Source organism: Pelagibaculum spongiae, assembly GCF_003097315.1.
GTDB lineage: Bacteria > Pseudomonadota > Gammaproteobacteria > Enterobacterales > Pelagibaculaceae > Pelagibaculum > Pelagibaculum spongiae.
On sequence record NZ_QDDL01000007.1, the window covers coordinates 1 to 15,712 of the forward strand.

Consider the following 15,712-nt stretch of genomic DNA (forward strand, 5'->3'; position numbering starts at 1 on the left):
GCCATTCGTACACGTCGACGAATCCAGTGATCCAACTCCACACACTTTTGATAGCCGCTGGCAATTCCATAGTAATTAATCCAGCCTCGTAAATACTGACTGATTTTAAACAGCTGGTATTTCATTGAGACACCCCAGTTTCGGTTAGTTAATTTTCTGACTTGTCGCTTGAATTTAATCAAAGATTTATCATGCCAATTAATTCGGCCAGCTTTAAAGGTAAATCCTAGAAACTGGCTATCTTTAACCTTAACCACCTGACTTTTCTCACGGTTGATTTGCAATTTCAAACGCTGCTCAATAAATCGGTTAATGCTGCTAAGCACTCGCTCACCCGCTCTGCGACTTTTCACTAATATAATGAAATCATCGGCATAGCGTGCAAATAAGTGCTTTCGACTTTCCAGCTCTTTATCCAGTTGATCCAACATGATATTCGACAGTAGCGGCGATAATGGCCCGCCCTGTGGTACACCTTGCTGACTGGTTATGAATTGCTGGCCGTCGATAATTCCTGCTCTGAGGTATTTTGCAATTAATTTTAATAAGCTTTTATCTCGGACTTTTCGTCCAAGTAAGGTCATTAATAAATCGTGATTAACCCGATCAAAGAATTTCGACAGATCCACATCAACCGCAAATTGGCGCTTCTGTTTGATGCATTGCTGTGCGTATCGCACCGCTTGATGCGCACTTCTGTTCGGTCTGAACCCATAGCTATAGTTGGAGAAGCCTGGATCGAAGATCGGCATTAATACTTGGGTAATCGCTTGCTGGATCACACGGTCAATAACCGTTGGAATGCCTAATGGTCTTTTACCGCCATCGGCTTTATCAATTTCAACCCGTCTTACCGGGCTGGGTTGATAGGTTCCATCTTGTAGTGACTGCGCAACGTTTTGCCAGTGATCTTTCCCCCAAATCGGGAATTGTTCGATGGACATGCCATCAATTCCCGGCGCACCTTTGTTGGCTTTGACTCGCTTCCATGCTTGCTGCAAATTTTCCTTTTGCAGCATTCTCTTTAAAAGATCGTTGCTAAAGGCTGGCTTCAAATCAAGACGCTGTTGTCCGCTATCGCGGGACTGCGTTCGAACATTCAGATCTGACAAGGCTCCTCGGCTTTGACTCCTGTGTCGCTCTACCTCTTCCATCCCTGGAATCGTCCTTTTCTCAAGTGTTCAGGCCTTCACCGTGTCCCAGCCATTACGCTGGGCATTTGGCTACTCGGCTTGGTCTCCTGAGTCGCTCTACTTCCTGCATCCCTGCAGTCATATGCCGTCAATTACTTATGCTGATAGGGCCATGGATGGCCTGTATGTCGATCATGCAGGAGCAATTATCGATCTTCTGTTCAATCACCTTATCAATTGCTTGGTAAGGCGCGATGAGTGTGCATCAATTCGCTTCTTTTGGTTGATGCATTCCAAAAGACCAAGGCATTTATAAACCAGAGCCTTACTGGTGATTTACCCATTGCAGGCTAAACAGATCTCCCCGGATAAGAACATGCACTTTCACTGCACAACCGCCACATTTACTCTACTCCTGAACCACAGGGTTTCGTCTTCTTGTGCAAACTCACCCCAGAGCTAAGCCTCGTATGTGGTTTCTGTTCGTCGGCTCGCAGCTTTGCCATCCGGCTTCCTTCAGACCCATCCTCACAGATAAGCCCTTGCCATTGGCTAGCAGTTGTCGTTCAATGGTTTTATTCGGTTCGGTATGCCGCGCATGACGCACAAGCAAGTGATCCAAAACCATTGACGTAGGTTCTCCTGCAGGGGACTTTCACCCCATTAGTTCATGCCCATGCCGGGCGTACACAAGCACAGGCAAATTCATTCCGCTACGCTCCATTGGACGCGCTTCGCGCGCCTTTGCTGTGGGCGTTAGGCACAGATGATGTATCGAGAATTATTCGAATATCCAGATAATCCTGCAAGCGAAGAGGAAATAGATCACATTAAAAGATGGTGTGGTTCTTTTTTACCTCAGGATTACTTAAGATTCTTACGTGAATGCAATGGAGCCGAAACACCTAAAGGCTCTGCAAGTCCAGATGATAGTGTTGTACTATGGGGAGCAATGGAGTCTTGTGAACTGACAGAAGCATACTGTTATATGGATTACATACCAAGAACTTTGGCAATCGGCTCAGATGGTGGAGGAGAATCTATTATTTTCGACAGAAGCCAAGGTGAAACTCCTGATAATTGGCCTATTTATAGAGTTCCAATGGGAGATTTGTGTTTAGAATCCATGGTCCTTCTAGCAGCTTCATTCAAGGAGTGGAGGGAAGCTGGTTTTCCTCTAAAATTCGAGAATGCCTAATCGGGTAGCCGAGGGTCTCTAACCCTCAGCCCCCACAACACCCTGCATGCGGGTCCGCACAGGGCGTTTCACTTGGGATAGTGAAGCGTGATCCATCTTTCCCTTAACGAGAATAAGCCTTCAGCCTTACACTTAAATTCAAACCATGCATTGGTTAAACCTTGCTGTATACCCGGTCTGGTTTGAAGGCAATTGGCGAGCTGCGACAAGGCCCTTTGCTGCTGATGCCACAACCTACCGCCGTGCGAATCGGGACGCCCAATCGAATCAGACTTCTTACTTTGGTTCGTGGTTTACGCCACTGTCGCCGCCCTCCCCTACAAGTGCGCCATTCGTACACGTCGACGAATCCAGTGATCCAACTCCACACACTTTTGATAGCCGCTGGCAATTCCATAGTAATTAATCCAGCCTCGTAAATACTGACTGATTTTAAACAGCTGGTATTTCATTGAGACACCCCAGTTTCGGTTAGTTAATTTTCTGACTTGTCGCTTGAATTTAATCAAAGATTTATCATGCCAATTAATTCGGCCAGCTTTAAAGGTAAATCCTAGAAACTGGCTATCTTTAACCTTAACCACCTGACTTTTCTCACGGTTGATTTGCAATTTCAAACGCTGCTCAATAAATCGGTTAATGCTGCTAAGCACTCGCTCACCCGCTCTGCGACTTTTCACTAATATAATGAAATCATCGGCATAGCGAGCAAATAAGTGCTTTCGATTTTCCAGCTCTTTATCCAGTTGATCCAGCATGATATTCGACAGCAGCGGCGATAATGGCCCGCCCTGTGGCACACCTTGCTGACTGGCAATAAACTGTTGACCGTCAATAATTCCTGCTCTCAAATATTTCGCAATTAATTTTAACAGACCTTTATCTCGGACTTTTCGTCCAAGCAAGGTCATTAATAAATCGTGATTCACCCGATCAAAGAATTTCGACAAATCCACATCGACCGCGAATTGACGCTTTTGCTTGATGCATTGCTGTGCGTACCGCACCGCCTGATGCGCATTTCTGTTCGGTCTGAACCCAAAGCTGTAGTTGGAGAAGCCTGGATCGAAGATCGGCATTAATACTTGGGTAATCGCTTGCTGGATCACACGGTCAATGACAGTTGGAATACCCAAAGGCCTTTTACCGCCATCGGCTTTATCAATTTCAACCCGTTTTACCGGGCTGGGCTGATAAATTCCATCCTGTAGTGATCGTGCAACTTGAGCCCAGTTTGCCTTACCCCAAGCTGGGAACTGTTCGATGGACATGCCATCAATACCCGGTGCACCTTTATTAGCTTTGACTCGCTTCCATGCTTGCTGCAAGTTTTCCTTTTGCAGCATTCTCTTTAAAAGATCGTTGCTAAAGGCTGGCTTCAAATCAAGACGCTGTTGTCCGCTATCGCGGGACTGCGTTCGAACATTCAGATCTGACAAGGCTCCTCGGCTTTGACTCCTGTGTCGCTCTACCTCTTCCATCCCTGGAATCGTCCTTTTCTCAAGTGTTCAGGCCTTCACCGTGTCCCAGCCATTACGCTGGGCATTTGGCTACTCGGCTTGGTCTCCTGAGTCGCTCTACTTCCTGCATCCCTGCAGTCATATGCCGTCAATTACTTATGCTGATAGGGCCATGGATGGCCTGTATGTCGATCATGCAGGAGCAATTATCGATCTTCTGTTCAATCACCTTATCAATTGCTTGGTAAGGCGCGATGAGTGTGCATCAATTCGCTTCTTTTGGTTGATGCATTCCAAAAGACCAAGGCATTTATAAACCAGAGCCTTACTGGTGATTTACCCATTGCAGGTTAAACAGATCTCCCCCCTGTTTTTAGGTAAATCGGGAACATGCACTTTCACTGCACAACCGCCACATTTACTCTACCCCTGAACCAAAGGATTTCGTCTTCTTGTGCAAACTCACCCCAGAGCTAAGCCTCGTATGTGGTTTCTGTTCGTCGGCTCGCAGCTTTGCCATCCGGCTTCCTTCAGACCCATCCTCACAGATAAGCCCTTGCCATTGGCTAGCAGTTGTCGTTCAATGGTTTTATTCGGTTCGGTATGCCGCGCATGACGCACAAGCAAGTGATCCAAAACCAAAAACGCTGGTTCTCCTGCAAGGGACTTTCACCCCATTAGTTCATGCCCATGCCGGGCGTACACAAGTTGTTAAACAAGGACAAAAAACAGTTGGCTGTTTTCGTTCCTCAACATTTTAGCCAACTATATTTTGCCCATTAACAGGGCGTTAACACTCAAGGAGAGAGAGATGCATTACGACAAGAAAAAAACATTTACATGTATCATGTTTATGCTCTTGTTTGGCTGTAGTGCCGAAGTCGACAAGGGCGCATTATCAGATCAGCAAATATGTAAAGGTACTATTGCGGCGGTCATGGGAAGAGCTCCCGAAATTGTGAAAATAGATTCCGTGCAAGGTAGTGTTACTCATCTATCTTACATTCGCCCCAATGACGGTAAGCACTGGATCTACCGCTGCAAATTGCAGGGTAACCGAGTAATCTGGGCAACAGATACAGGTCGTTGGCGCACTGATCAATATGATTCAAAAATTACTTTTAGTGTAAATGGAAATAGCTTGAATATTATTCAAAAGTATTCAGATGATTCAGAAGGCACTAAAACATATAACAAAAAACAGCTAGGTAGCTAAGTGTTAACAAGCACAAGCAACCGAGGCAATTTCGCTATGGCTCAAAGGCCCCAGTTGTTGCAAGCGTTATGTGAAAGGTAGTTATTTGTTTAGTATCGGTCTATTTGTATTTTTGCTAATGTCAGCTGGTATTTTCTACTTTGCTGACGACGGAGGCGCTTTTGAGCACTACGCTGTAGCGTTCTTGTGGGCTGTGTTGGCAAAATTTTTTGTTGAAAAATTGCTAGGGCGCCCAATGAAGTATCTTCATTTCATGGATATCCCTGCGAGGCCCGATTCAGAGAAAAGGCGTGCAGAGAAAAGGCGTGCCAGCCACGATTTCACTAACATTACCCCAAGAATTTTTTATATTGAATAGACCAGTAAATTACATTACTGGTCTGCTTTCTTTAAATTCTGGCTGAACCAGCATCAACCCAAGACCTCACTCGACTCAACTTGCACTGCAAACCAGCCGGTACCTGACGATGTAATGGCAAATACACCACTAATCCGGCAATATAATCACAATCGAACCAACAACAAAACACGAGCCACCCCACTCTTTTATCCAGGTCATAAGAGAGTTGCTACAGGCCCGCGATGCTGCACAAGGAATATTGCATTGAAATTTAAGTTTTTATTTGCTCTGGCAATTATTTTTTCTAGCTCAGCTTTTGCAGAAAAGTGCAAGTTGGAACACTTAACCGAGTTAGAATATACCGACATAGAATGCCAGTTTTACCTCGGTACTGCGGCTTATAGAAACCAAGTTTATTCAGCAGCAGTTGCACACTGGAAATACATTATTGAATCTCCCGTAAAATATGAAGGTGATAGTGAAATAAAAGCGAGTGCACTTAGCACAGTTACCTTTCTAATTTATCATGGGTTAGGCGTAAAAAAAGATAGATTTAAAGCGGTGAGCCGCTGGAAAGATGCCGTAAAAAGCGGTGACCTAGAAGCTCGGCGACACTTGGGTTTTGCCTACTCTGATGCTAACTTTCGCGGTAAAAACCTGGTCGAAGCCTTAGGTTGGTACGAATCTATTTTTCTTTTAGTGCCTAACCCTGAAGTGCTGAATGAATCCGACCAGGCAGTATTTAACGATGCTGTCGAAGGTAGCTTAAAACTAAAAGAAAAATTATCCGATCGCCAACAAGAAAAAGCAAAAACATTTGCAAGAACAATACTGTGAAAAACTGCTGTAAAGGCTGCGTTATTTTACAATTATGATTGGTTTATTTAGAGAAAAACGAATAATAGATACAGAAAAAAACTCGTGCCAGCCATGATTTCACTAATATTATCCCAAGTTTTTCTTATCACCAGCAGGCCGGTTTAAATCTACCGGTCTACCGGTCATTTCACGATTTCTCAAACTGCCATCCACTGACTGCACCTGGATGCCTCCAGAAAACCTCTCCCAGCCACGATTTCACTAATATTATCCCAAGCTTTTCTTATCACCAGCAAACTGGTTTGACATACCGTTAAGGCTGATAACTTACACTAATAAAAACTAGTGCCACCCAAAGCTTTAACAATACCCATCAAAATTATTTTTATAGCTGGTTAACTATTTAACCAGCTATGCACTTCAACCGCAAAGTCTGTTGGCGCGCAACAAACTCTCTTTGCCACATCGATAGAGCACACCTGCCTCCAGATACATCGCGCAGATATTTCAGCTTGTACTGCTCTAGACAAACCAAGCTTTCGACTGCAATCAACTTCAAAATCAGCCGCATTTATTATTAAAAACATCTGAACTATCGACACAATTAATCCCGATTTTGCATACCGTTTTTAAAAGATGCAGTTAATTCTCACCAAAGTCTTTTGCCCCAGATGCCGATCAGCACCTTTACCTCAACAAGCCAACCGATTAAACATTCAGAACTATTACACCTTCAGCGTCTTATTTTGACAGATATTAACTGCTGGACAATAGCCTAGATTATAGCGACAAGCAGCAATCACCTCCCATCTTCACAGTCTCATTAAGTTAAATTAACGAGGCTTTTTATGACCTAGCTCTGAGTAAACGCCATCTTATTAATCGAGCAAGACTGTTGATTGAAATATCCCATAAAGCGTGACACCTTATGGAAAAAGGTTACCTGAAAATATTAAATCTAGCTTAAAAAACAGCAGTGACCTTTAACATTTACCAGCCAACGCATAAAGCTGACTATTAAAATCATGTAATTAAATAGCAAGCAAATTAAAAATCATTCCAATGTCATCATAAAAATATGGTGATAAAAAGATCGCAAAAAATTGCATGAAAAGAACTCTGATTTTGTATTAATGAAGCTGATTAATCAGTAAATTTCTGTAGCAACTAGAACTACCTGGACATAAAAAACAGCAACACCAGACGTTCTATCGAATACACCGTTAGGCTTTTTTCGTCCGAGCCCAATGTATTTTTAGCCATAGGACGTGGAGAAAGAAACGTGGAAAACTACAAAACTTTATTACTCGTGTCGGCTATTTCAGCATTAACCGCTTGCAGCGGAGGCAGCAGCTCATCAGATAGCGTTACAGGTCCTGACCCAATAAAAAGCACGGGTGTTTTTCTTGACAGCCCTGTTGCAAAAATTGGCTACCGCACAGAGACTCTTGAAGGAATAACTAATTCATTGGGTGAATATGAATATGTTGAAGGAGAAAAAGTCACATTCTTTATCGGTGATTTGGTATTTCCTCCTGTAACCGCCAGTGGTGTAGTGACACCTGCTGACATCGCCTCTGAGGACAACATACTTCAAACCAACATACTTCAGATTTTACAAACACTTGACTATGACAAAAACCCTACAAATGGCATTACTATTCACGACGATGCCGCTGAAGTATTTATTGGCAAGAAATTTGAACTATCCAATGCAGGCTTTGATAGTGAAATAGCAGTAACTTTAGCTACGATTGACGATGGCCTTACCCTAGTTGAAGAATCAGCAGCTAACGCACACTTTGAGACTACATTGCAGTCACAAATATTAGGCAGCTGGAAGTATTCCGAAGGCGCTGGAAAAACTAATGTACTGACTTTTATTGAAGGCAATAAGTACATAATTATCCATCAACACGATGATGAACCAGGGGTTGTCGGTAGCCAAACGGCGGGTTCTGTCGAGTATGGTAGCTATACATGGGATGTAAACGATGGCGGATTTACCACTACTTTAATCGGTGAATCTGATGGTTGGGGAGGACTTTATGATGGAAGTTCATCTTTTAATTACGCTGCAGTAGAAAATAATTCCCTTGTTTTACGCAAAGATAGTGAGGGCGCTACATTCACAAGAATAGTCAGCGATAGTAATCCATTGATTGGCGGCTGGATTAATGCCGATAACGTTCTAGTTTTTCTGTCAGAATCTGAATATAGCATTGCTCACTGGGCCAACCCTGAAGGGCAAACACTTTCAGGTGAGTTTGGCACCTACCAGCTGAATGGCGATGACTTCAAAGCATTATCAGCAAGCGTTGATACTGATGGCGAAGGTGGACTTTATAACGCTGGCGATGCATCAGACCAAGAAGGTGAAACCTTAACTATTGACCAATCAACCATTTCTTTCAGCGATCAAGATGAAGGTTTGTTTGATTTTAAAAGAGTCGGAATATTCTAGTGAAAATAGAATTAAAGCTTAATTACACCCAATTTTAATTTATAACAAGCCAACCAGTTTATATTCAAACTGGTTGGCTTGAACTAAAACTTTTCTAAAGGCTTTAAACCGCAACAACGCTTCACTCTGCTGCCACTGCCGAAACCGGCTTCAACCACTTCCAGCAAACCAATGTGCCGCTAAAGGCAACTATCGAGGAGAAGGTAAACACCGCTTGTGGTGAGAAGTAATCCCAGCCTATGCCTGCAACAAAGCTACCTAGCGCAACGCCAGCACCAAAGCTGATGGAGGAGTAGATTGCCTGCCCTCTCCCCTGCACCTTGCCTTTGAAATGCCGATGAATCAGTTCAATTGCGGCACCATGAAACACACCAAAACTGGCGGCATGTAATAGTTGCGCAACGAGCAGCAAGTACAATGACTGCGCGGTATAGCCAATCATTAGCCAGCGAATAGCAGTCAGCAGCAAACCAGCTAACAGGAGTTTTTCTGGGCCAAATCGTTTTAACAATCGATACATCTGGCTGAATGCAATCACTTCTGCCACCACACCGGCTGATCACATAGTGCCGATCAGTGTTTTGCTGTAACCAAGTTGTTCTAGGTACAAGCTATAAAAACTGTAATAAGTGCCATGGGAAAATTGCGATAAAAAACAAACTGCCAGCAACGCCATTACCGCTGGTTTTTTAATAATCGTTTGAATTGAATAACCAACCGTTTTTGCTGCTAATGATTTATCAGCAGATGCTTTTACCGCAAGCTCTTTGCCAGAATTTTCTTGAACAACAAGCTCTTTAACAATCGGTTCTTTTACAAATAGTGCTGCAACTAAAGCTAAAAACCCTACCACCCAAAGCCTCAACAATACCCGCCAAAATTCATTTTATGGCTGATTAACTATTTAACCAGCCATAACTACTCAAGCACGAAGCATTCTGGCGGTGCTCTAAACACATTTACCACATTGATGGAAAGAAAATTTCCAAAGCATCAGACGCTAAGCGCGGGCGTACCGGCTGGCGATCTTCAAGGTAAACCAATTTGGCCGCTTGCATCGATTTTAATATGGTGCGCAAGGTTTTGTCTGAAACACCAAGGTACTTACAAAGCTGCTCTCGAGTTTGCACACCTTCCTTTAAAAGATGTAAATACACCGCACCTGATGATTTATGAATAGGCTGGCGCTCAGAAGTAGTTATTTGCGGCAATGCATGTCGCTGGTCAAAATAATATCTGACTCGGCTTAATAATTTATCAAATGAAAACAGCTCAATAAAAAACTCTATTTGGTCAATTGCAGTTTCCAGAAAAAACTGCGTAAAAAATTTCAAACCATTATCTGACAACAAACCTCGACCATCAGAACCGCCTTGGCGAACTCTATCTGCCATCGCCAAAGCTTGACGGTATTTTTCATTTTGCTTGGAAAAGCCACGATTAATTGACCACAAACCATGAGATTTTAAAATACTGTTTTGCAGCAAATAGCCGGTATAAAGCCTTGCAACACGGCCATTACCATCAAGGAATGGGTGAATCCAGACCAGTCGATGATGCAACGCTGCAATTGCCAATATTGGATCAAGCCCATGAAAGTTTTTAAACCGATACATCTGAGTAAAACCATTCATCATACAGATGACTTTATGATGATCTGGCGCTTTATGACTGCCTACCATCACATCATGTTGACGAAACACACCTGGTATCATGGTCAAAACGGTATCTTGCGTCGGATGCTTTATTTCACAGAATTTCTCTGGAAGCTTTTTATAAAAAGCACGGTGAAAACGGCTAACCAGCTCACTATGGTTTAACGTTTCTCCACTAGGATCAGGTTTTGCAAAATCACCAGAAGCTGCCAGTGATTCCACTTCTGCACAGGTCAACACCTCCAACAACTCATGACGAGATTCAGTACCAACTTGCTCTGTTGCTGCAAGAATATCTGCAGGACGCGTTCCATTACCTTCAATGCGGTTCGAGTAATAAGAGTTCACAAAGCTCAATAAGGATTCGAGTTCACCACGAATCGAGCCTGGCACCATTCGATGTAACTCTGCATCCAGTTGAATTAGCCTTGCCGCCAGATCAGCAAGCTCTCCAGCCCTATCACTTGAGATGAAGGGAGTGATTCCTAACATAACTTCCGCCTTAATTAGATCTGAAAACTAGCTTTACAGTTGATGTTAGCCTATTTTCATAAAAATAACTTCCGGCTAGATTACCATAAAAAATACTGCCGGAACTAACATCACTACAAAACGATTTTTAAACCCTGCCAGCCAAAGCTTTAATAATCCCAAACGAAACTGAATTTATGCTCGGTCAATTAGCTTTGCAGCGGTTTCAACCATTTCCAGCAGACTAGAACCAGCGAACACATACCACCCTTTTTATGCAGAGCAGAGCAAACCAATAAAACATTTGACCAGTTTACTCATAACTTATTCTTTACCCGGTATATTCATTATTTTGGGTGGCGCTGGTTTTGATGAAAATATCGCGCCAGCTGTGTTTCGTTGGGCTCAGCAGCATACTGGCCATAACATGCTTTTTGTTCGGTTGTCAGAAAATCAATTGGCATAACGACGCTCCAATACTCTGGTCATTGAAATAATCCATCGAGCAGGTGTCTAATAATTCATAACTTTAGAGACACTGCCCATGACACGGCGCAAGCTGTCTATTAAATCGGTTTTAATGTATTTGGAGACGATTTGTCTCTAAAACGATTAAGGAGACAAAAAAGTGCGACTTTTTGGTTATGCCCGGGTTTCTACCAGTCAGCAATCATTGATCTTGCAACAACAGGCATTGCAACAGGCAGGTGTTCAACCCAAGCGGATCTTCAGTGACAAAACCAGTGGCAGCCATTTAAACCGAAGCGGGTTGGAATTACTGAGAATTAAAATGGAAGCCGGTGACCAGCTGCTGGTTACCCGGCTCGATCGATTGGGTCGAGACACCGCTGATATGATTCAACTGATCAAGGAGTTTGATCAATTGGGCGTGGCGATTCGATTTATTGAAGATGGCATCAGCACTGAAGGCACCATGGGCAAAATGGTGATAACTATTTTATCGGCCGTGGCCCAGGCTGAGCGGTTGAGAATATTGGAACGTACGCATATTGAAAGTAGGAAGGACGACTGGACGCCAAAGCCTGAGACGTTCGCTTTGGTCGTAAACCTACTGTCAATCAAGAAAAGATCCAGCAGCTGGCCAAACAAGGGATGAGTGCACCTGAGATTGCCAGGCAGTTGAAAATTGGTCGGTCAACCGCTTATAAAGTGCTAAAAAAAACGACTGCCTGATTGAAACATTTCAGGCAGTCGTAGCTATTCTTTGAAAAGAATTTTTTCAGTTATTTATTTTTGTATATTCCGCTCTTCGAATAACAAAAAATAATTAATAACTGTCAGGTAAAGTCGAAACCACTAGAGTTTATCAAACTATAAATTAAGTACAGTTTAACCGCAGCAACACTTAACACCATATACGCAAGTGACTCTTCCCGACCTGCAGTATTTTCTGGAGTATCTTCTAGAGCACTTCCCATAGCCACTCTCATTTTTTTACCACAAAAGAAATTTTTTATGTTTTTAATACAAAAACAATAAACTAAGCCAAACCCCAGCGCTGAAAATATTTTGATAGAAAAAAAATCAACAGCCACCCATGAAAGCAATAACACCAAAAAAAATATTTGATAATATTTAATTAATTTAATCACTTGTACTTCCCCACATCCATTTCAACGGTCTTTCCTGTGGCGTATGCAGCTGCATTACCTAGCGCGCCCGCAACTCCAATTGGAACTTTTCGCTGAGTAAGCTGGCTAGCAAGTCCATAACCAACACCGTATGCAGTTAGGTTGGTTAAATCTCCTCTATGTAATGGTTCAACAACAGATATCATTGTTACTGAAAATAGCGGTCTGCTTGCAGGGAAGAATATTGAAAAAAATCCAGCTGCATCATATATCTTATTGTTTAATTCAATCATAGAATTGTAGGCATACTCTAAATAGCCGGGATCAGACTGGTTGACATTACCACCGTACATTAAACAATCAGCGGTTCCACAACGGCCTGAGTATCTCACCGAAATCGATTTGCCATTTGCGCTATGACTAACAGAATATCCATTCGAATCTTTCGATTGGTTAATTGCTTGGCCACAACCATGTCTTTCGCAGTTATACATCCAGCTCATTGCGGCACTAACTGCACCACTGGCAAACTTGCCGCCGGTGATGGCTGATGAAGTACCACCAATAACCGCTGCAATTGCCGTTCGACTGACAACTTTATCCCAACCTCTGCCAGATAACGCGCCACCCGATGCACCGACCAGTTTGATAGCTAGCACTTGCCACCCATAGTGCTGCTTAATCAAGAACAAAATATTTTTATGCAGAGTAAACTAATAAAGGCCCAGCAAGCTGTTAAAACCTGAACCTTTTTCATAAACACTTCAAACTGCACGTTTTAAAACTGCCTGTCTTAGCTTCAGATCATGCGCCAGAATATTGGCGATATTTCTCGCATCATCAACACCAGAATGGTGCCTGCCAACAAACTCCAGTTTGCTCATCATCACTGCTCTGGCAAGGCCAACCCGGTGCTTGTGTATACGAGAAAATAGCTGCTTGATATTAAAATGCTGTAAATTGATTAACGGGTTTTCCAGCCGTTTGCTTTCAACTTCAAAGGTGAAGTGGCGAAGGTCAAACTTACCCCAACTACCCCATGCTTGGGGGCGCACTTCATCCAGCCATTTGGCAAACTCAAGCAAAACTGCTGGTAGCTTTTCCGCCGCATCAACTTGCAGCTGTGATATTCCAGTCAACTCGGTACAAAAAGCGGTAAGTTGCGGGTAATCTTCAGGCTGGATATATAGCTGACAGATATCGATAGTTTTAAATTGACTTTCTGATAATTCACCAACCACTGCGCCAATTTCAATCATTTCCATTGACTCGCGTGGAATCGATTGCATATCACAACAAGTACATTCAAGATCAATCAATAGTAATCGCAAAGCCACTCTCCTCGCCCCATAAAATAACCTTGAAGCAGATCTATAGTAAAACCCACCAGCAGCAAATTAAACTTATTTTGCTTCAAACTCGGCAAAACAATGACATGCTTCCCATTCCTACTCTAAAAACAATATAGAGCTTCTCCAATGAAGTATTTCTCAGTTCTGGCGCTACTTTTATAGAGCTAGCACTTGCGAGCTAGCACTTGCGAGCTAGCACTTGCCACCCACAGTCTTACTTGATCAAGAACAAAATATTTTTATGCAGAGCAAACCAATAAAACATTAGACCGGTTTACTCATAACTTATTCTTTACCCGCTACATTCATTATTTTGGGTGGCGCTTTTTTTTGGCTGGCGCTTTTTTTGGCTGGATGCCTATGTTGCTGATGGCAACTTCCGCAAGCGCGACCCTCGATTTGCAGAGCGTGATCGATATCAGCCTAAAGAACGACAATCACGCTGGTTTAAGGCGGACGAATTTAATTATGACGAGGAAAAAGAAGAAAACACGTGCCACCCATAGCTTTAACAATATCTACCAAAATTAATTTTATGGCTGGTTAACTATTTTACCAGCTATGCCCACCTTAATCACGGGCGAACCGGCTGGCGCTCTTCAAGGTATACCAGCTTTGCCCATCGACAATCATCTTGCTCATGGGCACGAATCAATTCTCTAAGATAATGAGCATTGCAAAACAATATCTACCAAAATTAATTTTATGGCTGGTTAACTATTTTACCAGCTATGCCCACCTTAATCACGGGCGAACCGGCTGGCGCTCTTCAAGGTATACCAGCTTTGCCCATCGACAATCACCTTGTTCATGGGCACGAATCAATTCTCTAAGATAATGAGCATTGCAATACTGATGCTGACATTCAAATTGCAAATAAGCACTCCAATGGTCATGCACCAATACACCTTTGAAGCGAGGTAACACGCCAATATCTTTCATTGCCTGCGCGCCTCTCTGTTTATAGGGTGTTAATAGCGCCCAATGCGTACTGGAGATGCCGTGAACCCAGTGGCGGGATGCATTGATATTGACGCCCGTCTCATCAGCACACGCCACATCCGCTAAAGCAATTTGCTCAATTGCTAATGGCTTAAAAACACGATGTAAGCGCTCAGCAAGCTGCTGATTAGAGTTAACCAACGTACCCATACTCAGATCAATACCAAACATATCTTGAAATTGATTTTGTAATCGCTCGTAAGGAATCAATTGGTACATCGATAGATACACTGCATGTGCAATGACTGAATGCCCATATTGAATCGGTCGCTTTGCATCAGCAGGAAAGGTCGCCGTGCGTTGTTGACCCCGCTGATTTCTCATAATCTGGGCTTGATACTCAACCACCTTACGCTGGATATGGAGCTCGATTACTTGCCGAGCTTCATAACCCACCGATTCCCAGCACTCCCCTTTAAGCAAGCTGCGCTTGTCTAAAGGCAGCGTGACGACTTCATCGGGATGATCAACCGACGTAAGCGTGCTTCCAATATGGCCGGGTTGTCCGCCTGGTTTTTTATCGGTGATTGTGCGTTTGCTTGTAGCGGACTTTTTGCGATGGATATCTTGAGAGGGAGCAATGCTGCTATTGCGACTGTTAAGCCCTAATTTATTTGCCATCAACTCAACCATTACCAACAACAACATGATTTGAAAGATGGCGCGGGTCGACGCTGAGATCAACTGATCTTGCTTTAGCGCCAGCTTTGCATCATCCAAAGTCTGTGTGATATTAATCTTATCGATGGTCAAAATGAGGTGCCAGCGCCGTAAAACTGAAAATCGCTATATTGCAATAGAAATAATAAAGATGCCGTATTTATAATGTCGAGTCAGTTACGGAAACAAAATCGCAAACTAGCGTAAGCCGGATTATTTATGCTGAATGATTACTAATTAATACAGGCAATGTAATTTTTTTGATAGTGCGTCATATTTACTGAAACATTGTTTTTCATCGGACTACTAAATTCATTAAGAAACATTACGACAATATAAAAGTGACGAAT

The 15,712-nt window shown here is 43.0% G+C and carries 14 protein-coding genes and 1 pseudogene; 7 read left to right on the forward strand and 8 right to left on the reverse strand.

What is annotated here, in order from left to right:
- On the reverse strand, positions 1 to 1,154 hold a 1,154-nt coding region (ltrA, locus tag DC094_RS15335; RefSeq protein WP_116688171.1), incomplete at its 3' end, for a group II intron reverse transcriptase/maturase.
- A gap of 745 nt (positions 1,155 to 1,899) precedes the next feature.
- Between ltrA (DC094_RS15335) and DC094_RS15345 the strand changes: the two genes are divergently transcribed.
- Positions 1,900 to 2,331, forward strand: a complete 432-nt coding sequence (locus DC094_RS15345) for an SMI1/KNR4 family protein (protein WP_116687242.1) — start codon at positions 1,900 to 1,902, stop codon at positions 2,329 to 2,331.
- A 317-nt stretch (positions 2,332 to 2,648) separates the two neighbouring features.
- On the opposite strand, the gene ltrA (DC094_RS15350) is transcribed toward DC094_RS15345, so the two are convergent.
- Positions 2,649 to 3,812: a group II intron reverse transcriptase/maturase gene (ltrA, locus tag DC094_RS15350; RefSeq protein WP_241504069.1), complete on the reverse strand. Its 1,164-nt coding sequence runs from the start codon at positions 3,810 to 3,812 to the stop codon at positions 2,649 to 2,651.
- A 790-nt stretch (positions 3,813 to 4,602) separates the two neighbouring features.
- On the opposite strand from ltrA (DC094_RS15350), the gene DC094_RS15355 reads away from it, so the two are divergent.
- The 3 genes from DC094_RS15355 to DC094_RS15370 all read left to right on the forward strand — a co-directional run bounded on the left by DC094_RS15355 (position 4,603) and on the right by DC094_RS15370 (position 8,630).
- Positions 4,603 to 5,007: a hypothetical protein gene (locus DC094_RS15355; RefSeq protein ID WP_116688013.1), complete on the forward strand. Its 405-nt coding sequence runs from the start codon at positions 4,603 to 4,605 to the stop codon at positions 5,005 to 5,007.
- Between the two features lie 604 nt (positions 5,008 to 5,611).
- Complete coding sequence (locus tag DC094_RS15365) at positions 5,612 to 6,184, forward strand: SEL1-like repeat protein (protein ID WP_116688015.1); 573 nt, start codon at positions 5,612 to 5,614, stop codon at positions 6,182 to 6,184.
- 1,264 nt (positions 6,185 to 7,448) lie between these two features.
- Positions 7,449 to 8,630, forward strand: a complete 1,182-nt coding sequence (locus DC094_RS15370) for an adhesin (protein ID WP_116688016.1) — start codon at positions 7,449 to 7,451, stop codon at positions 8,628 to 8,630.
- A gap of 121 nt (positions 8,631 to 8,751) precedes the next feature.
- On the opposite strand, the pseudogene DC094_RS22635 reads toward DC094_RS15370, so the two are convergent.
- Together DC094_RS22635 and DC094_RS15385 are read right to left on the reverse strand one after the other, a co-directional pair.
- Positions 8,752 to 9,483 (reverse strand): annotated as a pseudogene (locus DC094_RS22635) (MFS transporter).
- A gap of 106 nt (positions 9,484 to 9,589) precedes the next feature.
- Positions 9,590 to 10,777: a Fic family protein gene (locus DC094_RS15385; protein WP_116688019.1), complete on the reverse strand. Its 1,188-nt coding sequence runs from the start codon at positions 10,775 to 10,777 to the stop codon at positions 9,590 to 9,592.
- Positions 10,778 to 11,384: 607 nt separating this feature from the next.
- Here DC094_RS15385 and DC094_RS15390 point away from each other — a divergent pair.
- Entirely contained in the window at positions 11,385 to 11,873 is a 489-nt protein-coding gene (locus DC094_RS15390; protein ID WP_439650635.1) for a recombinase family protein, read from the forward strand.
- On the forward strand, positions 11,870 to 11,950 hold the full coding sequence (locus DC094_RS23015) for a helix-turn-helix domain-containing protein (protein WP_439650637.1): 81 nt from the start codon (positions 11,870 to 11,872) through the stop codon (positions 11,948 to 11,950). Before DC094_RS15390 ends, DC094_RS23015 begins: the two co-directional genes overlap by 4 nt.
- Positions 11,951 to 12,054: 104 nt before the next feature.
- On the opposite strand, the gene DC094_RS15395 is transcribed toward DC094_RS23015, so the two are convergent.
- The 3 genes from DC094_RS15395 to DC094_RS15405 all read right to left on the reverse strand — a co-directional run bounded on the left by DC094_RS15395 (position 12,055) and on the right by DC094_RS15405 (position 13,679).
- Positions 12,055 to 12,369, reverse strand: coding sequence for a hypothetical protein (locus DC094_RS15395; RefSeq protein WP_116688020.1), 315 nt, complete (start codon positions 12,367 to 12,369; stop codon positions 12,055 to 12,057).
- Positions 12,366 to 13,007, reverse strand: a complete 642-nt coding sequence (locus DC094_RS15400; RefSeq protein ID WP_133245569.1) for a hypothetical protein — start codon at positions 13,005 to 13,007, stop codon at positions 12,366 to 12,368. Before DC094_RS15400 ends, DC094_RS15395 begins: the two co-directional genes overlap by 4 nt.
- Positions 13,008 to 13,112: 105 nt before the next feature.
- On the reverse strand, positions 13,113 to 13,679 hold the full coding sequence (locus tag DC094_RS15405) for a 3'-5' exonuclease (RefSeq protein ID WP_133245570.1): 567 nt from the start codon (positions 13,677 to 13,679) through the stop codon (positions 13,113 to 13,115).
- A gap of 338 nt (positions 13,680 to 14,017) precedes the next feature.
- On the opposite strand from DC094_RS15405, the gene DC094_RS15410 reads away from it, so the two are divergent.
- Positions 14,018 to 14,206: a hypothetical protein gene (locus DC094_RS15410; protein WP_116688023.1), complete on the forward strand. Its 189-nt coding sequence runs from the start codon at positions 14,018 to 14,020 to the stop codon at positions 14,204 to 14,206.
- Positions 14,207 to 14,444: 238 nt separating this feature from the next.
- Here the strand turns inward: DC094_RS15410 and DC094_RS15415 are convergent, their stop codons facing one another.
- Positions 14,445 to 15,455 (reverse strand): IS66 family transposase, encoded by a 1,011-nt coding sequence (locus tag DC094_RS15415; protein WP_116688024.1) that lies wholly within the window; start codon positions 15,453 to 15,455, stop codon positions 14,445 to 14,447.
- Positions 15,456 to 15,712: the final 257 nt, after the last annotated feature.

What these genes read in the sequence shown, in the direction of transcription:
- DC094_RS15345 (WP_116687242.1), top strand. Translation starts at nt 1,900, where the DNA reads ATGATGTATCGAGAATTATTCGAATATCCAGATAATCCTGCAAGCGAA.
- ltrA (WP_241504069.1), bottom strand. Translation starts at nt 3,812, where the DNA reads ATGGAAGAGGTAGAGCGACACAGGAGTCAAAGCCGAGGAGCCTTGTCA.
- DC094_RS15355 (WP_116688013.1), top strand. Translation starts at nt 4,603, where the DNA reads ATGCATTACGACAAGAAAAAAACATTTACATGTATCATGTTTATGCTC.
- DC094_RS15385 (WP_116688019.1), bottom strand. Translation starts at nt 10,777, where the DNA reads ATGTTAGGAATCACTCCCTTCATCTCAAGTGATAGGGCTGGAGAGCTT.
- DC094_RS23015 (WP_439650637.1), top strand. Translation starts at nt 11,870, where the DNA reads ATGAGTGCACCTGAGATTGCCAGGCAGTTGAAAATTGGTCGGTCAACC.